Raw genomic sequence first — 17,639 nt, 5'->3', positions numbered from 1 at the left:
CGAGGGGAGATTTCAATTCGAATTTTTTTGGAGAAAGAACGTGAACGACAAACCAGTATTGAGAATCGGCATAGGCGGTCCGGTGGGTTCCGGCAAGACCGCATTGGTCGACGCTTTGTGCAAGCGCATGCGCGACGACTACGAAATCGGCGTGGTGACCAACGACATTTATACCCGCGAGGACCAGCAGTTTCTGATCCGCAGCCAGGCCTTACCGGAAGAGCGGATCTTGGGCGTGGAAACCGGAGGCTGCCCGCATACGGCGATACGCGAGGACGCCTCGATGAATCTGGCCGCGGTGGACGAATTATGCGAACGCTGGCCGGAGCTGGATTTCGTGCTGGTCGAAAGCGGCGGCGATAACCTCAGCGCCACCTTCAGCCCGGAATTGGCGGATCTGACCATTTACGTGATCGACGTGTCCGCCGGCGACAAGATTCCGCGCAAGGGCGGCCCGGGCATCACCCGCTCCGACCTGCTGGTCATCAACAAAATCGATCTGGCGCCTTATGTCGGCGCGTCGTTGGACGTGATGGACCGGGACGCCAAAAAAATGCGCGGCGACAAGCCCTTCGTATTCACCAACATTAAGACCGGACAAGGACTGGAGCGGGTGGCGGAATTCATCGTCAAGCAAGGCATGCTGGATGTTGCGGCCTAACGGCGGCTAGGCCTTAGCCTTGCAGCGCCCTCGCATTGGTGAGCCGGCATAACATCGAAAACAGGCCGTCGGCCATTTCGGCGAAGGGCACGTAACAGAGCTTATCCGCCGTGTCCTCGGCCGTATGGTAATAAGGGTAACGGTAAAAAGCCGTATCGGTGATCATAAAAGCCTTGTAGCCGTGGCGCCAGAAGGCGAGCTGGTCGCTCAAGGAAACGCCGGGCACGAAGGCCGGCGCGGCCAGCGATTGGGCCGGGAAAGCCGTCGCGGCGGTGAACGCCTTGAAACAGTCGCGCATGACGCGCCGCGAGCGCAAGTTCGAAACGAAGGCGATGAAATCGCCGGTGTCGGGATAGAAATATTTCAGCAAGGGCGGATAGCTTTGGCTGCCCCTTTGGTTTCGGTAATAGCCTATCGTTTCCAGCGAAATCATGTACCGGATCGGATCGCCGCGCCGCTTGGCGGCTTTTGCGTATACCATGCTGCCCATGCCGGGCCAGAAAAAGAAGGGCGGCTCTTCGTTGACGAATGCGACGAAACGTAGCGCGGTATCGGGCGTGATGTCTTTGCACAACCGGGAGAGTTCCAGCAAAGCCGCCACCCCGCTGCCGTTGTCGTTGGCGCCGGGACTGCCCAACACCGAATCGTAGTGAGCGCCTAGCAGTATGACGTCGTCGTTCTCGCCGTTGCCGGGACGGGTGATTTCCAGGTTGGCGCATTCGACGCCGCGTGCCGTATAAACTTGCTTGTTCACCGAATAACCTTGGCGCCGCCATTCTGCCGTGATGTAGGCTTCGGCGGCATGCAATGCCTCGGGATGAAACACATTGTGTTGGCCGAGCTTACCGGCAAGCTGGTAAACATGGGCACGTAATTGCCGGGGTGAAACTTCGTTCATGTTATGAATAAAACAAAGTTAACTGTTAATTGGATCCGTATACCATGAATCAGGTAGGTATGGATATCTTTTGCGACATCCGGCGTGATCTATCGACTTGCCCCCAATAATCACGTCTTCGCCACTCGGACCGTAACGTTTCTCAGGTTTGTTTTTGCCGCGGACAATACGAGGACTTACAGTTAACCCCGATTTGAATCAACGCGGCTGATAATCTCCACCGGCCAAACAAAAAATTGATAACTCTTATTGCACACATAAGATCATGATTCAATGCCTAGGTAAGAATCCAACTTATCTAGTACGTCCGCGTCAAAATGCATATCGAATTTTCGCGCAAAAGGCATTGAAGATTCAATTAGTAAGTCCATATCTTCGGATTCAAAATTTTTGGGGCTAGCGTCGTTCTTGCCGAACCATTTTATAAAACGATAAGATTCGTTTTCGAATTTTAGGCTATCGTTGTTGATTAAAATAGTATGAATCATAGATTCACTCGGGAGTATCGAATTCTTGTAAAAATATTTGATTTCGGGATTCAGGGCAACGAAATCCAGCAATTCGGTTACCGCTTTTTTGCTCAAATTAAGCCAATCCCAACCAGCATAACATTTGAAATTTTGACTAAATGGAGTATGCAGTTTGCGTAAACCTATCGCAGTATTTAACGACCTATATTTAGGTTTGATTTTGAATAAGCCTTGTTTGTTAATGTTAGTTACGAAAACCGAAATAACTTTTCTAATGGACTCCGGAACACGATGATACGGAATATCCGGTAATGAAAAGTAATTATAGAGGTAGCGCTTTTTTCCTTGGCCAGGCGGCCAACCGGGATGGCTAAAGGCTTCGAAATACCGAAATGCCCCGTCGGTTTTTTGCGATATCAAATGGTTTTCGAAATCCCTCAACCGGCTGATCGGGTAATCCGCACCTGAGATAGTAATTACCCAAGTATAATCAAGATTGTCGGTCACCCATTTAAGCGACGACAGGATCGCATCGACAAACGAGATATCTCCCCAGCGTACGCGAACTCGGTCTTCGATTATATATAAATTATTAATATTGCCGAATAAAATACTATCTAAGGGTTCGCTCGATTTGTCGTGATGAATAACGATTGCACTATCCGGGCTAAGCGACCTGATAGCCCTAACCAGTCTGACAACTTGGGTTGGTTCTCCGTGAGAAAAGATAAGGTATACGAAACCTTCCATTTTGTTCTCCCGTTATTCAACACGTAAATGAGTCATTACTAAAAAGTAATCTGTTATAGGTCTCTAGATTACCGGATCAAAAAATTCCGCAACATATCGTGGCCGTGCTCGGTCAGTATCGATTCCGGATGAAATTGCACGCCTTCTATATCCAGGGTTTTATGGCGCACGCCCATGATTTCGTCGATGTTGCCGGCTTGGTCTTGGGTCCAGGCGGTGATTTCCAGGCAATCGGGCAGCGTCGCCTGTTCGATGACCAGAGAGTGGTAGCGGGTGGCGGTAAAGGGGTTGCTCAGGCCTTTGAATACGCCTAAATCCTTGTGATACACCGGCGACACCTTGCCGTGCATGATTTCTTTGGCGTGCACGATGTTGCCGCCGAAGGTGTAGCCTATGCTTTGGTGGCCCAGGCAAACGCCTAAAATCGGATATTTGCCGCCGTAACGGCGGATGGTTTCGACCGATATGCCGGCTTCCTTCGGCGTGCAGGGGCCGGGGGAGATGACGATCTTGTCCGGGCGCAAGGCTTCGATCTCCTCGACCGTGACTTCGTCGTTACGCACGACGGTGACGTCCGCGCCGAGTTCGCCGAAATATTGCACCAGGTTATAGGTGAACGAGTCGTAGTTATCGACCATGACCAGTCTGACGGCGCTCATGCTTTTCCTCCGAGGCCGGCTTCGGCCATGCTGACGGCGCGGAACACCGCGCGGCCTTTGTTCATCGTTTCCTCCCATTCGCTGCGCGGCACCGAATCGTAGACGATGCCGGCGCCGGCCTGGATATGCAGGGTTTGGTCCTTGATGACCGCGGTGCGGATCGCGATCGCGGTATCGAGGTTGCCGGACCAGGAAATGTAACCGACCGCGCCGGAATAGATGCCGCGCTTGACCGGCTCCAATTCGTCTATGATTTCCATCGCCCGAATCTTGGGCGCGCCGCTGACGGTGCCGGCCGGGAAGGTCGCCGCCAGCACGTCGAAGGCGTTCTTGCCGTCCTGCAATTGGCCGGTTACGTTCGAAACGATGTGCATCACGTGCGAATAGCGTTCGATGATCATCTTGTCGGTCAGTTTGACGCTGCCGATTTTCGCAACGCGGCCGGTGTCGTTGCGGCCCAGGTCGATCAGCATCAGATGTTCGGCGATTTCCTTGGGATCGGCCAACAGTTCTTTTTCCAGTTCCATATCCCGCTCGTGCGTGGCGCCGCGCGGCCGGGTGCCGGCGATCGGCCGCACTGTGACTTCGCCGTCTTCGAGTCTGACCAGGATTTCCGGCGACGAGCCGACGATGTGGAAATCGTCCAGATTCAGGAAGTACATATAAGGCGACGGATTCAGGCAGCGCAGGGCGCGGTACAAGTCCAGCGGCCAGGCGCTGAAGGGGATGGACATGCGTTGCGACAACACCACCTGCATGCAGTCGCCGTCGGTGATGTATTGCTTGGCCTTGCGCACCGCGTCTTCGAAGCCCTGCTGGGTGAAACCGGACACGAAGTCGTCTTCGTGCACGTGCTTGCTGGCCGGATGCGGCTTGGGGTGGGCCTTGAGCTGATGCAGCTTGTCCACCAATTCGGCCAGGCGGGCTTGGGCTTGTTGGTAGGCGTCGGCTTGGGCAGGATCGGCATGGGTCAACAGCAGCATCTTGCCCGATAGGTTATCGAACACCAACAGGTCTTGAGACACCATCAACAGAATATCCGGCGTACCGATCGGATCGGGCTTGCCGGTCGATTGCAGGCGCGGCTCGATATAGCCTATGGTTTCGTAGCCGAAATAACCGACCAAACCGCCGTTGAAGCGCGGTAATCCTTCGATATCGGGCACCCGATATTGCCGGCGAAATTCTTCTATCCACTCCAGCGGTTGCGGGTGCTCGAAGCGTTCTACCGCCGTATCCTGGTTTTCCACGGTAATGGAAAAACCGCTGATCTTGACCCGGGTTTGGCAAGGTAGGCCGATGATGGAATAACGCCCCCACTGCTCGCCGCCGTGCACCGATTCGAACAAATAGGAGTAAGCGCCGTCGGCCAACTTCAAATAGGCGCTAAGCGGCGTATCCAGGTCGGCCAATACTTCGCGGCAGACGGGGATGCGGTTATAGCCCTGGCGGGCGTATTCGGTAAATTCGGCGGGCGTCATGCTAATTCTCTAGGCGTGGTCTCATGCAAGCGGTTGTGCAGCGTCGAATTGTAACGCACTACGCCGCCGGCAGCGACCGCTAATAGCGGTTTCGTGATGCCAGCTTAATGGGCTTTCTTTTCGACTCGAGACATTTCGACGCCGATAACACGAGGAAAGATTTTTAGGTGGCTCGATAGGGTTTATACCTTTTCGCAAGCAATATTTTGCGCCAGAAAATCATCGATAGTCCGGCTATCGCCGAAGTTGCCGTAAGCGATCGCCAGTTTGGCATAAGCCGTTTCTATAGAGGTATTCCAGATCATGCCCGCACCGTGTTCCAGTAGTTGCCGGGTAGAACTATATGCTGATTCGGATTGGATTGCCGGCGCTAAATAGAGTGGGATACCCGATTTTCGGCAGCGCCGGCTGAACGCGACCAAGCTGTGTGATTTCCCCCATTGTTGCGAGGCGCAGGCCGTGCCGGAGTGATAGAGGTCGTGCAGGACGATGTCGACATTGTCCGGATTGAAATGGGCATAATTTAGCCCGGGGTAGGGTCTGATCAATAAAATCGTCGCAAATTTCGGCCGCAGTTTGTACGCGGCGCCGGTTCTTGCCGCCAAGCTGTGGTGTTGGTTGAATTCGCCATGCTCGTAGGTCAGATACGGTTTATTCTGCACGCTGATAAAATCGCCGCTCAGCGGGAGACAAGAGGCTAAACGAGTGGCAATGTGCACCTGCATCGCTTGAGCGGAATTCTGATAGGGTACGAATACGCCGGCGGAACGGCGTTGACGGATATATTCCACCGCGCACAGGAAATTGTTAAGGCCGTTGGCTTGAGGGTTGTCCAGCGGCAGGTCGCTGGAAACCAGCAGAACCGGTATATTTAGCGCGTTAAAATAAATTCCGAAAGCAGCGGCGGAAAAAGCTAATGTGTCGGTGCCGTGGGTGATGATGATGCCGTCGAAATCGGATAAATCTTGGGCTTCTATTGCTGTTATGACGGTTTGCCAGGCTCGTGGATGCAGGTTTTCGCTGAGGATTTGCAAGGGTTGCAAGGTTTTGAATTCAACGTGCGCCTGATCCGGATCGTGCTGGCGAAACAGCCGAATCAATTTAAATCCGGCGGTTTGATCGGTATCGATGGTACCGTTTTCGAGTTGCGAGCCTATGGTGCCGCCAGTAAAAACCAACAATATGTTTGTCATAAAATAGTAAGATGCGCGCCTAAGTTCAACGAGTTCAGCATCTTAAACATAAGCGATGAAAATTTCATTGATCGTCGCGATGGCGAATAATCGGGTTATCGGTCTCAACGGCCGGATGCCCTGGCATTTGTCGGCCGATTTAAAACGTTTCAAGCAGATTACCATGGGCTCTCCGATCATGATGGGCCGGAAAACCTTCGATGCTATCGGCAGGCCCTTGCCCGGGCGGGAAAATCTGATTATCAGCCGTAACGAAAACTACCGGCAGCCGGGTTGCCGCGTATTTACCAGCATCGAAACCGGTCTCGACTACGCGTCTGCTTGCGGCGAACTGTTTGTGATCGGCGGCGCCACGCTATACGAAGCATTGCTGCCGACGGCGGATTACCTCTATCTGACACTGATTAATCGAAGGTTTGATGGAGATACCTATTTTCCCGAGATCGATTACAACGAGTGGCGAGTGTTAAGCCGAGAAGATGTCGAAGATGACCCGCTTGTCGATTTTTCTTATAGTTTCTTAAAATTGGAAAACCTTAAAAATTAAGGATTTCGATCTAAATTAACACGGATGTCACAAAACCGTCATATTTGCTTCATACTATTGTCAACCTCTAACGGCACTATAAATTCTAACCTTTAAAGTTGATTGAGAGATAATATGAAAAAAACATTTCAGTTGAAGTCGCTCATTATGGGCGTGGGCTTTGCTTCTGCAGCATTCATGACAGTTGACGCGGCAGCGGCTCCTACCGAAATAGACGCTGCGTTGCCCGACTATGCATCCGCCGCCGGCGTATCCGGTAACATTTCCAGTGTAGGCTCGGACACCCTGGCAAACCTGATGACCTTGTGGGCGGAAGAGTTCGGTAAACTGTATCCTAACGTCAATATTCAAATTCAAGCGGCAGGTTCTTCAACCGCGCCACCGGCGCTGACCGAAGGTACATCTAACCTCGGCCCCATGAGCCGGAAAATGAAAGACAACGAAATCGACGATTTCGAAAGCAAATATGGCTACAAGCCGACTGCAGTTCCGGTTGCAATCGACGCATTGGCCGTGTTCGTCAACAAGGACAATCCGGTTAAAGGTTTGAGCATTCCTCAAGTTGATGCGATTTTCTCTTCAACCCGTAAATGCGGTCATGCATCGGACATCGAAAACTGGGGCGACGCAGGTCTGACCGGCGGTTGGGCGGGTAAGCCGATTCAACTATACGGCCGTAACTCCGTATCCGGTACCTATGGTTTCTTCAAAGAAGAAGCGCTATGCAAAGGCGATTACAAAAGCAACGTAAACGAGCAACCGGGTTCCGCTTCCGTGGTTCAAGCCGTTACTACTTCTGCTAACGGTATCGGCTATTCAGGTATTGGTTACAAGACTTCCGGCGTCAGGGCAATCCCGCTTTCAGGCAAAGAAGGCGCTCCGCTGGTCGAACCCACACCTGAAAATGCAGTATCGGGCGCATATCCGCTATCCCGCTTCCTATATATCTATGTAAACAAAAAGCCAAACGAGCCTTTGGCGCCTTTGGAAAAAGAATTTCTGAAAATGGTGCTGTCGAAAACCGGTCAGCAAGTTGTTGTGAAAGACGGTTATATTCCTCTGCCGGCCAGCGCAGCCGAAAAAGCGCTGGGCTTCATTCAATAATCGTCATTTAGGGATGAATGATATAAGGAAAAAACAGGCAGGGATGCTTAAAGATTAAGGTAAAATCTACGGATTCATGTTGGTTTTACACCTCGCTTCAAAGCCGGTGAATTGCTTAGGTAATTTATCGGCTTTTTTATACAGAAAATCCATGTTAAGTGATGCCAAGGCGTCACCTGTTGATACCTATGTTTATTTATGTCTAATACTCAATCATCTTCAGCGAAGTCGACATTATTAGAATTGTCGGCCAGTGCCGCTTATCAGCGATGGCGGCATTTAAAAGACAAAATCGTGGCACAAGCCGTCACCGTTGGAGGATTGGGCATCATCTTCGCTGTCGTTTTGATCTTCTTCTATTTGCTCTACGTTGTTTTTCCTCTATTGCTGTCAGCCCATGTGACTCCGGTCAGTAGTTATCAAGTGCCGGAAACGGCATTGGGCGGCACTCGGTTTTTGTCCGTGGAGGAACAAAACGAAGTGGGGGTGCGTTTCACCGATGCGGGTAAAGCGGTCTTTTTTTCGGTTGCCGATGGATCGGTGATGCGGGTTGACGATTTGCCGATTCCCGAAGGTGTGCAAATCACCAGTTTTGCGCATGGTCGTATTGATAAAGGCGTGGTTGCCTACGGTTTATCGGACGGCCGTGCCGTTTTGGTTAAACACGAATATAAGCTGTCCTATCCGGACGGCAAGCGCGTTATTACACCCGCTATTGCTTATCCGATGGGTAGAGAGCCGATTGTGCTTGATAATCAAGGACAAGCGCTAACTGAAATCGCGCTTAAGGTAGACGACGATAGCACTACTTTTATAGCTAAGGTTATCGATGGCCGTCTGTTGTTGACGTCGTTCTCAAAAAAACAATCGCTGTTTGATGACGATGCTAGCTGGGAACGCACGGAAGCCGATTTAGAGATAGCAAACGCTGAAGTGGACTTCATGTTGATGGACAAGGACCAGCGTAATTTGTATTTGGCCGGCAAATCAGGCGATTTACTGGTGGTTGACATTACCGATAAAAGTCAGCCGGCAATCAAATATAAAATAAATGCGGTAAGCCAAGGCGTGCAAATTACCAGCGTGGAATTCCTGAACGGCGATATTTCCGTGCTGGTTGGTGATAGCTCAGGGGAACTTGGTCAATGGAGCATCGTTAGGGACAAACAAAATCGATACAGTCTACAAAAACTGCGTTCGTTCAAAGTCGGTAACGCTCCTGTCCGTACCATCAATTCCGAGCAACGCCGCAAAGGCTTATTAGTGAGCGACGCCAATGGCGAAGTCGGTATTTACTATACGACTTCAGAACGGGAGTTAGTCAAAAAACAAATACTCAAAGGCCAGGCGGTTGCTGTTGCCTTGTCGCCAAAAGCGAATGCGATGCTATTGCAGGATCAAGACAGCAAAATCCATTTCTGGACGATCCAGAACGAGCATCCCGAAGTTTCTTGGTCTTCCTTATGGCAAAAAGTCTGGTACGAAAGTTATCCGGAGCCGCAATATGTTTGGCAGTCATCGGCTGCCAGCAACGACTTTGAGCCGAAAATGAGCTTGGTGCCACTGGTATTCGGAACGTTGAAAGCCGCGATTTATTCTATGCTGATCGCCATTCCGTTAGCCCTATGCGGCGCGATTTATACCGGCTATTTCATGGCACCCGGCATGCGCCAATACGTCAAGCCCGGTATTGAAATTATGGGTGCCCTGCCCACTGTGATTCTTGGTTTTTTGGCGGGTTTATGGCTGGCGCCGTTTGTCGAAAAACACTTGACCGGCATTTTCACGTTGTTGATCGTCGTGCCCTTGGGCGTGATGATTTTTGCGTATTTTTGGCAGTTCCTACCCAAAAGATATCGCAATAAAATTCCGGATGGCTGGGATGCCATTGTATTGATTCCGGTCATTATATTCAGCAGCTGGCTGGCGTTTGCCGTGGGTCCTTACGTAGATCTGTGGTTTTTCGGAGGGGATTTGCGCACTTGGATGCGGACCGAGTACGGTATCGGCTACGACCAGCGAAATACCCTCGTGGTTGGCTTCGCGATGGGATTTGCGGTGATTCCGATGGTGTTTTCTATTGCCGAAGACGCCATTTTCAGTGTGCCCAAACATTTGACTAACGGCTCTTTGGCGCTTGGTGCGACGGCTTGGCAGACTTTATCCAAAGTCGTGATTTTGACTGCCAGCCCCGGCATTTTCTCGGCGGTAATGATCGGTCTGGGCCGGGCTGTCGGCGAAACCATGATCGTGTTGATGGCTACCGGAAACACGCCCGTCATGGACATTAGCATTTTTCAGGGTCTACGCACCTTGGCTGCGAATATCGCTGTTGAAATGCCGGAGTCTGAAGTGGGCAGTACACACTATCGCGTATTGTTTTTAGCCGCTTTAGTATTGTTTATGTTTACTTTCATCGTCAATTCGTTCGCGGAATTGATTCGTCAGAATCTGAGACAAAAATACAGTTCGTTATGATTAAAACTTGGTTTAAGAGCGGTTTGCCATGGATCTGGATGACTGCCGGCGCGGTCAGCATCAATCTGATATTGGTACTCGGTTTGTTACTATTGATTGCGGTCCGTGGCTTAGGCCATTTTTGGCCGTCCGATATTGTCGAATATCATTACCAAGACAACAATGGTCAAAAGAGTGTGATTATCGGCGAAGAAGTTGATGAATCTTTGTTGCCCGAAGCGCAAGCGCATGCGGCCGGATACGAAGTATTGAATAATGCGGAGTATTTAGTTCAATTTCTGGTCAAAACCGGCAACCGCGACGTGCTGGGCGGCGATTTTCGTTGGATTCAGGATCAATACATTCAGCAAAAAAGCATGCCGGAAGATTTGATTGTCGTCGAGCGCCGGGAATGGGGCAACTTTTACGGACGCTTGAGCGCGGTTAAAGAGAATGGGCAAATCATTGCCGAAGGCGAGCAAGCCTGGGCAGTGGCGCAGGAAAAGCTGGCGAAAGTATTGGAGTTGTTTGATGAAATCGAGCGGCTACAAGACAAAGATATCGGCGCCATCAACTATCAGTTGGAACGTTTACGCCTGAAACAAAGGGCTTTGGAGCTGAAAAACCAATGGAACGATACCAAGGCGCAGGAATTTGCCGTACAAAAAGCGGATTACGAACAACAATATAAAGGCATTCAGGAACAACTGGCCAAACTCAACAGAGAAATGAAGCGCTTCAGTATTGTCGTTTCGGAATCCAGCGGCAAACAAATTACGCTGCCATTGGGTCGGGTTGTAAAACTGACTCGCCCGAACGCGATGAACGTGTTCGAAAAATCGATAGACTACGTTAAAAATTTCGCATCTTTTGTTAGCGACGAGCCGCGTGAAGCCAATACCGAGGGAGGCATTTTTCCGGCGATTTTCGGAACGGTGTTAATGGTGATCTTGATGGCGATCGTAGTCACCCCGTTTGGAGTGATCGCGGCCGTGTATTTGCGCGAATATGCTCACCAAGGTTTATTGGTGCGTATCATTCGGATCGCGGTCAACAATTTGGCCGGCGTGCCGTCGATTGTTTATGGCGTATTTGGCTTGGGGTTCTTTGTTTATATCATCGGAAGCAACATCGATAAGATGTTTTTCCCGGAGGCGGCTCCGGCGCCTGTGTTTGGTACTCCGGGATTATTGTGGGCTTCCTTGACCCTGGCTTTACTAACGCTGCCGGTCGTTATCGTGGCCACCGAAGAGGGCTTGTCGCGTATTCCCAAATCGATTCGCGAGGGCAGTCTGGCCTTAGGTGCCACCAAGGCGGAAACCTTGTGGCGCACGGTATTGCCGATGGCCAGCCCCGCCATCATGACCGGCCTGATTCTAGCGATAGCCCGTGCGGCCGGCGAAGTGGCGCCGCTAATGTTAGTGGGCGTCGTAAAGCTGGCGCCAACTTTGCCATTGGACGGGAACTTTCCCTATTTGCATTTGGACAGAAAATTCATGCATCTTGGCTTTCATATATACGATGTGGGTTTTCAAAGCCCGAACGTCGAAGCGGCACGGCCTTTGGTTTATGCTACTGCATTGTTGTTAGTATTAGTTATTGTCGGCTTAAATATGTTCGCCATCGCTATTCGCAACAACCTAAGAGAAAAATACCGCGCATTGGAAAATTAACGTCGCCTTTAATATGACATGTTTGGATTTACATAATGACAACAGACGAACGAAAAACTCACGCCATTGACATTAGCGCGCTAACTCGAGCGGAAAAGGCAAGCACTGAAAACTTTGATACTTGTATTACCGTCAAGAATCTAAATCTGTTTTACAGCACTAAGCAGGCCTTATTCGATGTGACGATGGAAATGCCCCGTAAAAAGGTGACGGCTTACATCGGTCCTAGCGGTTGCGGGAAATCAACCTTGTTACGCTGCATCAATCGAATGAACGATTTAGTCGATAACGTGACCATCGAAGGCAAAATATTGTTAGGTAACGACGATATTTACGACAAGGGTGTCGATGTCGCCGCCTTGCGTCGCCGGGTGGGTATGGTGTTTCAAAAACCCAATCCTTTCCCGAAAAGCATATACGAAAACGTCGCCTACGGCTTGCGCATACAAGGCATTAACGATAGACGGATTTTGGACGAAATCGTCGAAAAGTCCCTACGCGGTTCGGCGTTGTGGGACGAGGTAAAAGATCGCTTGGATGATAACGCGCTTGGGTTGTCGGGCGGCCAGCAGCAACGGCTGGTAATCGCCAGAGCCGTGGCGATCGAACCGGAAGTGATTTTATTGGATGAACCGGCATCCGCATTAGATCCGATTTCCACCTTGAAGATCGAAGAATTGATAGACGAACTAAAAGAAAAATATACCATCGTTATCGTTACGCACAACATGCAGCAGGCGGCCAGGGTATCCGACTATACCGCCTTTATGTACATGGGTGAATTGATCGAATTTGGTGAAACCAGCGAATTGTTCACCAACCCAGCAAAAAAACAGACCGAAGATTATATTACCGGCCGCTACGGTTAGGAGAGCAGTCATGGACAAAGCAGGTATTACTCAACATATTTCGCGCCAATTCAACATTGAATTGGAAGACATCCGCAACAAGGTGCTGACCATGGGCGGCTTAGTCGAACAACAACTGGATCTGGCCACCAACGCCTTTATGAGTTGCGACATGGAGATCGCCGAAAAAGTCGTCCAGCAAGATCATCTGATCAATAGTTTGGAAAAGGACATCGATCAGGAATGCACGGAAATCATGGCCAAGCGCCAACCTGCGGCGTTCGACTTGAGGATGCTGATCGCGACCATCAAGATCATCACCGATTTGGAACGAATCGGCGACGAGGCTGCGCGCATCGCCAAAATGACCATGCGTTTGGAAGGCACCGATTTCTATCAGGACAAATATTATGAAATCGAGCATTTATTGGAATTGGTGAAAGACATGCTGAACGGGGCTTTAGATGCCTATGCGCGCACCGACACCGAAGAAGTGGTTTCGATCACCGCTCAAGATAATAAAGTTGACCGCGAATACACCAGTATCACCCGGCAGTTAATCACGCAGATGATGGAAGATCCGCGCAATATCTCTCGCGCCCTGGATATGCTCTGGACCGCTCGCGCGCTTGAACGCATAGGCGATCACTCTTGCAATGTCTGTGAACACGTCATTTACATGGTCAAAGGAAAAGACGTGAGGCATATGAGCCACGAAGAACTCGAACAGACAGTTAACGAACCCCGATAGTTGGTCGTCTCCAAGCGAACACCGGCTTGAGCCGGTGTTCTTTTATAACCGTAAGCTTAGGATATCGTCCAAAATAACTTCCCGATATGGCAATAGTCGCTGGGGACGTACCGAGTGAGGATGTCGGCAGCAAGGACGCTGCCGTCAAGCTCTCATGGAAGGGTTCACGGCGTTTCTCATTCGGTATGCCCCAGGGTTCGCACCGGCAAAACGGGAAGTGGTTTTTGGCCAAATTCTTAGTATCGGAATCCGTTGCGTAACGCGAAGAACGAGTAAGGCATTTACATCCGACCGAAGCCGCCGCCGTTGAAGTCCAACACCGCCTGATCGATTTCCTGGCGGCTGTTCATCACGAACGGACCGTGACCGACGATAGGCTCGGCAATTGGCTCGCCACTCAATAACAGCACCTTCGCGGCGGTTTCGGCCTCGATGGACAGGGTTTTTCCGTTGCGGTCCAGCACCGCCAGTTCCGCATCTCGCGCCAATGCGGTGCCATTGATCCGGACCGACCCGTGCAATACGGCTAAGGCGACGCTCCAGCCCTCAGGCAGCGCAAATTCACTGATACCGTCTTGGTTTAATTGCAGATCCCATACATGCATCGGGGTGAAGGTCTTGGCTGGTCCGGCGCGGCCTTGATATTCGCCCGCAATGACTCTTAGGGTTCCGGCATGGCCGGCCAGCGCCACGTTTGGAATCGCCCGATCGGATATGGCTTGATAGCCGGGAGGCGTCATCTTGTCCTTGGCCGGCAGATTTACCCATAATTGCACCATTTCCAAGGTGCCGCCCGACTCGCTAAACTTTTTGGAATGCAGTTCCTCATGCAGAATTCCGGCTCCCGCCGTCATCCATTGCACATCGCCCGGGCCGATCACGCCGCCTTTGCCGGTCGAATCGCGATGCGCCACTTCGCCCTTATAGACGATGGTAACGGTCTCGAAGCCGCGATGCGGATGCGGTCCGACGCCGCGCGGCTCGGCGCTTGGCGCGAAATCGCGCGGACCGGCGTAGTCCAGCAGCAAAAACGGGCTGAGTTGTTTGCCGTGGCTTTGATAGGAGAAGAGCGAACGTACCGGAAATCCGTCGCCCACCCAATGGCCGTCAGGCGCATTGTAGATACCGAGAATAGTTTTCGTCATGTCAAATTCCTACTAGTTGTCATAAACAGGTCGCATAGATAATAGAATCGAAACAAAAATTCTTGTAGATGACAAAATCAGCTATCAGAGTTCCATTTACTGAACGGTAAATACAGGGCTTCCATGCAGGATTTGAACGATCTCTACTACTATGTCCAAGTGGTCGATCAGGGCGGTTTTGCACCGGCCGGGCCTTATGCATTCCAAAGTCCAAACTAAGCCGCCGCATCGCGCTATTGGAAGACCGTTTAGGCGTGCGTTTAATTCAAAGATCCACCCGCCATTTCCGCGTAACCGAAGTCGGACGGACTTATTACGGGCACTGTAAAGCCATGCTAGTGGAAGCGGAAGCCGCCCAAGCAGCGATCGACACCCTGCAGAGCGAGCCTAGCGGAACCATACGCATGGCCTGTCCCACCACCTTACTCCATGCACATGCCGGGAGCATGTTAGGATTTGGCCAAAAACAACTTCCCGTTTTGCCGGTGCGAACCCTGAGGCATACCGAAGAGGAACGCCGTGAACCCTTCCATGGGGGCTTGACGGCAGCGTCCTTGCCGCCGACATCCTCACTCGGTACGTCACCAGTGACTATTGCCATCTCGGGAGGTTATTTTGGACGATATCCTTAGCCAATTTCATGCTGCGCTATTCGAGGGTGAAAATTCATTTGGAAGCCACCAACCGGCGCGTGGATTTATTGAACGAAGGCTTCGATGTTGCGATACACGTGCGTCCTCCGCCCATACAGGACAGCGATCTGGTGATGCGTGTACCTGTCCGACCGCGGACAATGTTTGGTGGCGAGTCCCGATTTAATCCGCCGTTTCGACTATCCCGTTACGCCGGCGGAGTTAAATGACTGGCTCAGCTTGGGTTTGGGAGATCGCCCCCAGCAGAATTTTACCTGGGAATTGTACGGCGCTAAGGGCGAGAAAACGGCGGTGCATCATCGGCCGCGCTTTATCACGACCGATATGATGGCCTTACGCGCAGCGGCTTTAGCCGGAACCGGCGTGGCCCAACTGCCGCTATTGGTGGTGCGGGAGCAATTGGCCGATCGCAGCTTGATGCAATTATTGTCCGGTTGGACACCGCGAAGGGAAATCATTCATGCGGTATTTCCGTCACGACGAGGCTTATTGCCTTCCGTCAGAACGTTGATCGATTATCGGGCCGAATGTTATGCGGGGTTCGACGAACCATGAATAAGTCAACTATACGATGCGGGCGTATCCGATCTGCGAGGCAAATCCTGCATGGATTATATGGTAATTTTTCCTTAAATATTAAAGGGTTAATATGGTATCCGGTTTGCTTGTATCAGGATTAGAGCTCGCGAATTACGGATTTCGGCCGGTATTTGTGTCGCTTTCAACACATCAACCGATACGAATTGTTGGATTATCGACTAATGAACAAGGCGCCGGCTGTCCGTTGAGCGAGCCCTTCACCTGCATTCAACAAATAGAGAGGTATATGTCATGGCCGAGTTTTACGTCGAAATCAACGCTCAGGATAATGGAGAACATGTCGTTCACCGCGCAGATTGTTCTTCATTGCCAGCTAAAGAAACCATACGCTATCTGGGCTCTATCGCCAGTTGCGCCAGCGCCTTAAAAAAAGCAGCCCAAAGTTTCAGACTGGTAAACGGTTGCCCGCATTGCGCCACGACCTGCCACACAGCCTAATCCGCCGCGCAGCAATGGCTGCATCAAGCGGCCGTTGCTGCGCTAAGCGTCATCAACCGAATTTATCGAACATGATGTTCTTGGCGTCGACTCCTAGATCGTAAAGCATCTTTTCAACCGCCTCTATCATAGGCGGCGGCCCGCACAAATAATATTCGCAATCTTCGGGTGCCGGATGTTCTTTCAAATAAAGGTCGTAAAGGATCTGGTGGATAAAACCGGTCGGCCCTTGCCAATGATCCTCGGCTTGAGGGTCCGATAGCCCTATCGTCCAGCTGAAGTTGTCGCATTCTTCGGCCAGCCGGTCGAATTCGTCTTGGTAAAACACTTCGCCCAGGCTTCTCGCTCCATACCAGAAAGTGATCTTGCGCTTGGAATGCAGGCGCTTGAGCTGGTCGAAGATATGGGAGCGCATCGGCGCCATGCCTGAACCGCCGCCGACAAACACCATTTCATTGTCGGTGTCTTTCGCGAAAAATTGGCCGTATGGGCCTGACACGGTGACTTTATCCCCCGGTTTCAGATTGAAAATATACGACGAAACCCTGCCGGGCCGGACGTTTGGAAGCCGCGGCGGCGGCGAATTGATCCGTACGTTCAGCATAATGATGCCCTTTTCGTCCGGATAATTCGCCATGGAATAAGCCGAAGAGACAGGCTCCGTGACGATCGATTGGTATCGCCATAAATCGAAATGGTCCCAGGCCGGACGGAAGCGTTCTTCGATATCGAAATCCGTATATTTCAGTTTGTAAGGCGGCGCTTCCAACAGGATATAACCGCCGGCGCGAAAATCGAGCCGAGCGCCTTCGGGCAAGGCCAAAACCAATTCCTTGATAAAGGTCGCCACGCCGCGATTAGACTTGACCGTGCATTGCCATTTTTCCACCTTGGTCAGTTCGGGAGGCAATTCGATTTCCAAGTCGCGCTTGACCACTAGCTGGCACGACAAACGATAGCCGTCATGGATTTGCCTGCGCGAAAGCTTGGCGCGCTCGGTCTCCAAGATATTGCCGCCGCCGCTTTTGACCACGACTCGGCATTCCCCGCAAGTGCCGCTGCCGCCGCAAGCCGAAGGAAGAAAAATATTCCGCTCGGCTAAGGTATTCAGCAATTTTCCGCCGGTGTTGAGCTGTAAGGGATTTTCGCTGTCGCCGTTGACGGTGAGCAGTGCCCGGCCGCTGGCTACCAGTTTGCTGCGGGCAAATTCGACGACCAAGACCAATAGAACGACGATGACGGTGAATAAGCCCATGCCGATCAAAATTAATTTCAAATCAGCCATCGATCACCTGCACTTGATGGGCCGGA

At 51.4% G+C, this 17,639-nt stretch carries 17 protein-coding genes; 10 read left to right on the top strand and 7 right to left on the bottom strand.

All coding sequences use genetic code 11. The features are described from left to right. Positions 1 to 40 precede the first annotated feature (40 nt). Positions 41 to 661 carry an urease accessory protein UreG gene (gene ureG, locus ACW73I_RS02110; RefSeq protein ID WP_458027555.1) on the top strand — a complete coding sequence of 207 codons (621 nt, stop codon included), beginning with the start codon at positions 41 to 43 and terminating at the stop codon, positions 659 to 661. A 13-nt stretch (positions 662 to 674) separates the two neighbouring features. Here the strand turns inward: ureG and ACW73I_RS02105 are convergent, their stop codons facing one another. The 5 genes from ACW73I_RS02105 to ACW73I_RS02085 all read right to left on the bottom strand — a co-directional run bounded on the left by ACW73I_RS02105 (position 675) and on the right by ACW73I_RS02085 (position 6,112). Continuing rightward, the gene (locus ACW73I_RS02105; protein WP_458027554.1) at positions 675 to 1,559 is read right to left on the bottom strand and encodes a M28 family peptidase; all 885 of its coding nucleotides are present in this window, start codon (positions 1,557 to 1,559) and stop codon (positions 675 to 677) included. Positions 1,560 to 1,822: 263 nt separating this feature from the next. After that, entirely contained in the window at positions 1,823 to 2,779 is a 957-nt protein-coding gene (locus tag ACW73I_RS02100; protein ID WP_458027553.1) for a beta-1,6-N-acetylglucosaminyltransferase, read from the bottom strand. Between the two features lie 68 nt (positions 2,780 to 2,847). Further along, positions 2,848 to 3,438 (bottom strand): anthranilate synthase component II, encoded by a 591-nt coding sequence (locus tag ACW73I_RS02095; RefSeq protein WP_458027552.1) that lies wholly within the window; start codon positions 3,436 to 3,438, stop codon positions 2,848 to 2,850. Next, positions 3,435 to 4,919: an anthranilate synthase component I gene (gene trpE, locus ACW73I_RS02090; protein WP_458027551.1), complete on the bottom strand. Its 1,485-nt coding sequence runs from the start codon at positions 4,917 to 4,919 to the stop codon at positions 3,435 to 3,437. Before trpE ends, ACW73I_RS02095 begins: the two co-directional genes overlap by 4 nt. A 182-nt stretch (positions 4,920 to 5,101) precedes the next feature. Continuing rightward, entirely contained in the window at positions 5,102 to 6,112 is a 1,011-nt protein-coding gene (locus tag ACW73I_RS02085) for an asparaginase domain-containing protein (RefSeq protein ID WP_458027550.1), read from the bottom strand. A 55-nt stretch (positions 6,113 to 6,167) separates the two neighbouring features. On the opposite strand from ACW73I_RS02085, the gene ACW73I_RS02080 reads away from it, so the two are divergent. The 6 genes from ACW73I_RS02080 to phoU all read left to right on the top strand — a co-directional run bounded on the left by ACW73I_RS02080 (position 6,168) and on the right by phoU (position 13,492). Continuing rightward, positions 6,168 to 6,659, top strand: a complete 492-nt coding sequence (locus ACW73I_RS02080) for a dihydrofolate reductase (protein WP_458027549.1) — start codon at positions 6,168 to 6,170, stop codon at positions 6,657 to 6,659. A gap of 114 nt (positions 6,660 to 6,773) precedes the next feature. Further along, a complete protein-coding gene (locus tag ACW73I_RS02075; RefSeq protein ID WP_458027548.1) occupies positions 6,774 to 7,763 on the top strand; it encodes a PstS family phosphate ABC transporter substrate-binding protein in 990 nt (329 codons plus the stop codon). 198 nt (positions 7,764 to 7,961) lie between these two features. Further along, positions 7,962 to 10,241 carry an ABC transporter permease subunit gene (locus ACW73I_RS02070; RefSeq protein ID WP_458027547.1) on the top strand — a complete coding sequence of 760 codons (2,280 nt, stop codon included), beginning with the start codon at positions 7,962 to 7,964 and terminating at the stop codon, positions 10,239 to 10,241. Beyond that, positions 10,238 to 11,893, top strand: a complete 1,656-nt coding sequence (pstA, locus tag ACW73I_RS02065; RefSeq protein WP_458027546.1) for a phosphate ABC transporter permease PstA — start codon at positions 10,238 to 10,240, stop codon at positions 11,891 to 11,893. Before ACW73I_RS02070 ends, pstA begins: the two co-directional genes overlap by 4 nt. A gap of 35 nt (positions 11,894 to 11,928) precedes the next feature. After that, positions 11,929 to 12,762: a phosphate ABC transporter ATP-binding protein PstB gene (pstB, locus tag ACW73I_RS02060; protein WP_458027545.1), complete on the top strand. Its 834-nt coding sequence runs from the start codon at positions 11,929 to 11,931 to the stop codon at positions 12,760 to 12,762. A 10-nt stretch (positions 12,763 to 12,772) separates the two neighbouring features. Further along, positions 12,773 to 13,492: a phosphate signaling complex protein PhoU gene (gene phoU, locus ACW73I_RS02055; RefSeq protein ID WP_458027544.1), complete on the top strand. Its 720-nt coding sequence runs from the start codon at positions 12,773 to 12,775 to the stop codon at positions 13,490 to 13,492. A 281-nt stretch (positions 13,493 to 13,773) separates the two neighbouring features. Here phoU and ACW73I_RS02050 read toward each other — a convergent pair whose 3' ends face one another. After that, positions 13,774 to 14,637: a pirin family protein gene (locus ACW73I_RS02050; protein ID WP_458027543.1), complete on the bottom strand. Its 864-nt coding sequence runs from the start codon at positions 14,635 to 14,637 to the stop codon at positions 13,774 to 13,776. Between the two features lie 110 nt (positions 14,638 to 14,747). On the opposite strand from ACW73I_RS02050, the gene ACW73I_RS02045 reads away from it, so the two are divergent. The 3 genes from ACW73I_RS02045 (at position 14,748) to ACW73I_RS02035 (ending at position 16,328) form a co-directional block, all read left to right on the top strand. After that, positions 14,748 to 15,269 carry a LysR family transcriptional regulator gene (locus ACW73I_RS02045; RefSeq protein ID WP_458027768.1) on the top strand — a complete coding sequence of 174 codons (522 nt, stop codon included), beginning with the start codon at positions 14,748 to 14,750 and terminating at the stop codon, positions 15,267 to 15,269. Positions 15,270 to 15,407: 138 nt separating this feature from the next. Next, positions 15,408 to 15,845 carry a LysR substrate-binding domain-containing protein gene (locus tag ACW73I_RS02040; RefSeq protein ID WP_458027542.1) on the top strand — a complete coding sequence of 146 codons (438 nt, stop codon included), beginning with the start codon at positions 15,408 to 15,410 and terminating at the stop codon, positions 15,843 to 15,845. A 276-nt stretch (positions 15,846 to 16,121) separates the two neighbouring features. Continuing rightward, positions 16,122 to 16,328, top strand: coding sequence for a hypothetical protein (locus tag ACW73I_RS02035; protein ID WP_458027541.1), 207 nt, complete (start codon positions 16,122 to 16,124; stop codon positions 16,326 to 16,328). Between the two features lie 52 nt (positions 16,329 to 16,380). On the opposite strand, the gene nqrF is transcribed toward ACW73I_RS02035, so the two are convergent. Beyond that, positions 16,381 to 17,613 carry an NADH:ubiquinone reductase (Na(+)-transporting) subunit F gene (nqrF, locus tag ACW73I_RS02030; RefSeq protein WP_458027540.1) on the bottom strand — a complete coding sequence of 411 codons (1,233 nt, stop codon included), beginning with the start codon at positions 17,611 to 17,613 and terminating at the stop codon, positions 16,381 to 16,383. Positions 17,614 to 17,639: the final 26 nt, after the last annotated feature.

The sequence above is a fragment of the Methylomonas sp. MgM2 genome, from assembly GCF_054172045.1.
This window is presented reverse-complemented; position numbering and strand designations above follow the sequence as displayed.

What these genes read in the sequence shown, in the direction of transcription:
- ACW73I_RS02105 (WP_458027554.1), bottom strand. Translation starts at nt 1,559, where the DNA reads ATGAACGAAGTTTCACCCCGGCAATTACGTGCCCATGTTTACCAGCTT.
- ACW73I_RS02100 (WP_458027553.1), bottom strand. Translation starts at nt 2,779, where the DNA reads ATGGAAGGTTTCGTATACCTTATCTTTTCTCACGGAGAACCAACCCAA.
- ACW73I_RS02095 (WP_458027552.1), bottom strand. Translation starts at nt 3,438, where the DNA reads ATGAGCGCCGTCAGACTGGTCATGGTCGATAACTACGACTCGTTCACC.
- trpE (WP_458027551.1), bottom strand. Translation starts at nt 4,919, where the DNA reads ATGACGCCCGCCGAATTTACCGAATACGCCCGCCAGGGCTATAACCGC.
- ACW73I_RS02085 (WP_458027550.1), bottom strand. Translation starts at nt 6,112, where the DNA reads ATGACAAACATATTGTTGGTTTTTACTGGCGGCACCATAGGCTCGCAA.
- ACW73I_RS02080 (WP_458027549.1), top strand. Translation starts at nt 6,168, where the DNA reads ATGAAAATTTCATTGATCGTCGCGATGGCGAATAATCGGGTTATCGGT.
- ACW73I_RS02075 (WP_458027548.1), top strand. Translation starts at nt 6,774, where the DNA reads ATGAAAAAAACATTTCAGTTGAAGTCGCTCATTATGGGCGTGGGCTTT.
- ACW73I_RS02070 (WP_458027547.1), top strand. Translation starts at nt 7,962, where the DNA reads ATGTCTAATACTCAATCATCTTCAGCGAAGTCGACATTATTAGAATTG.
- pstA (WP_458027546.1), top strand. Translation starts at nt 10,238, where the DNA reads ATGATTAAAACTTGGTTTAAGAGCGGTTTGCCATGGATCTGGATGACT.
- pstB (WP_458027545.1), top strand. Translation starts at nt 11,929, where the DNA reads ATGACAACAGACGAACGAAAAACTCACGCCATTGACATTAGCGCGCTA.
- phoU (WP_458027544.1), top strand. Translation starts at nt 12,773, where the DNA reads ATGGACAAAGCAGGTATTACTCAACATATTTCGCGCCAATTCAACATT.
- ACW73I_RS02050 (WP_458027543.1), bottom strand. Translation starts at nt 14,637, where the DNA reads ATGACGAAAACTATTCTCGGTATCTACAATGCGCCTGACGGCCATTGG.
- ACW73I_RS02035 (WP_458027541.1), top strand. Translation starts at nt 16,122, where the DNA reads ATGGCCGAGTTTTACGTCGAAATCAACGCTCAGGATAATGGAGAACAT.
- nqrF (WP_458027540.1), bottom strand. Translation starts at nt 17,613, where the DNA reads ATGGCTGATTTGAAATTAATTTTGATCGGCATGGGCTTATTCACCGTC.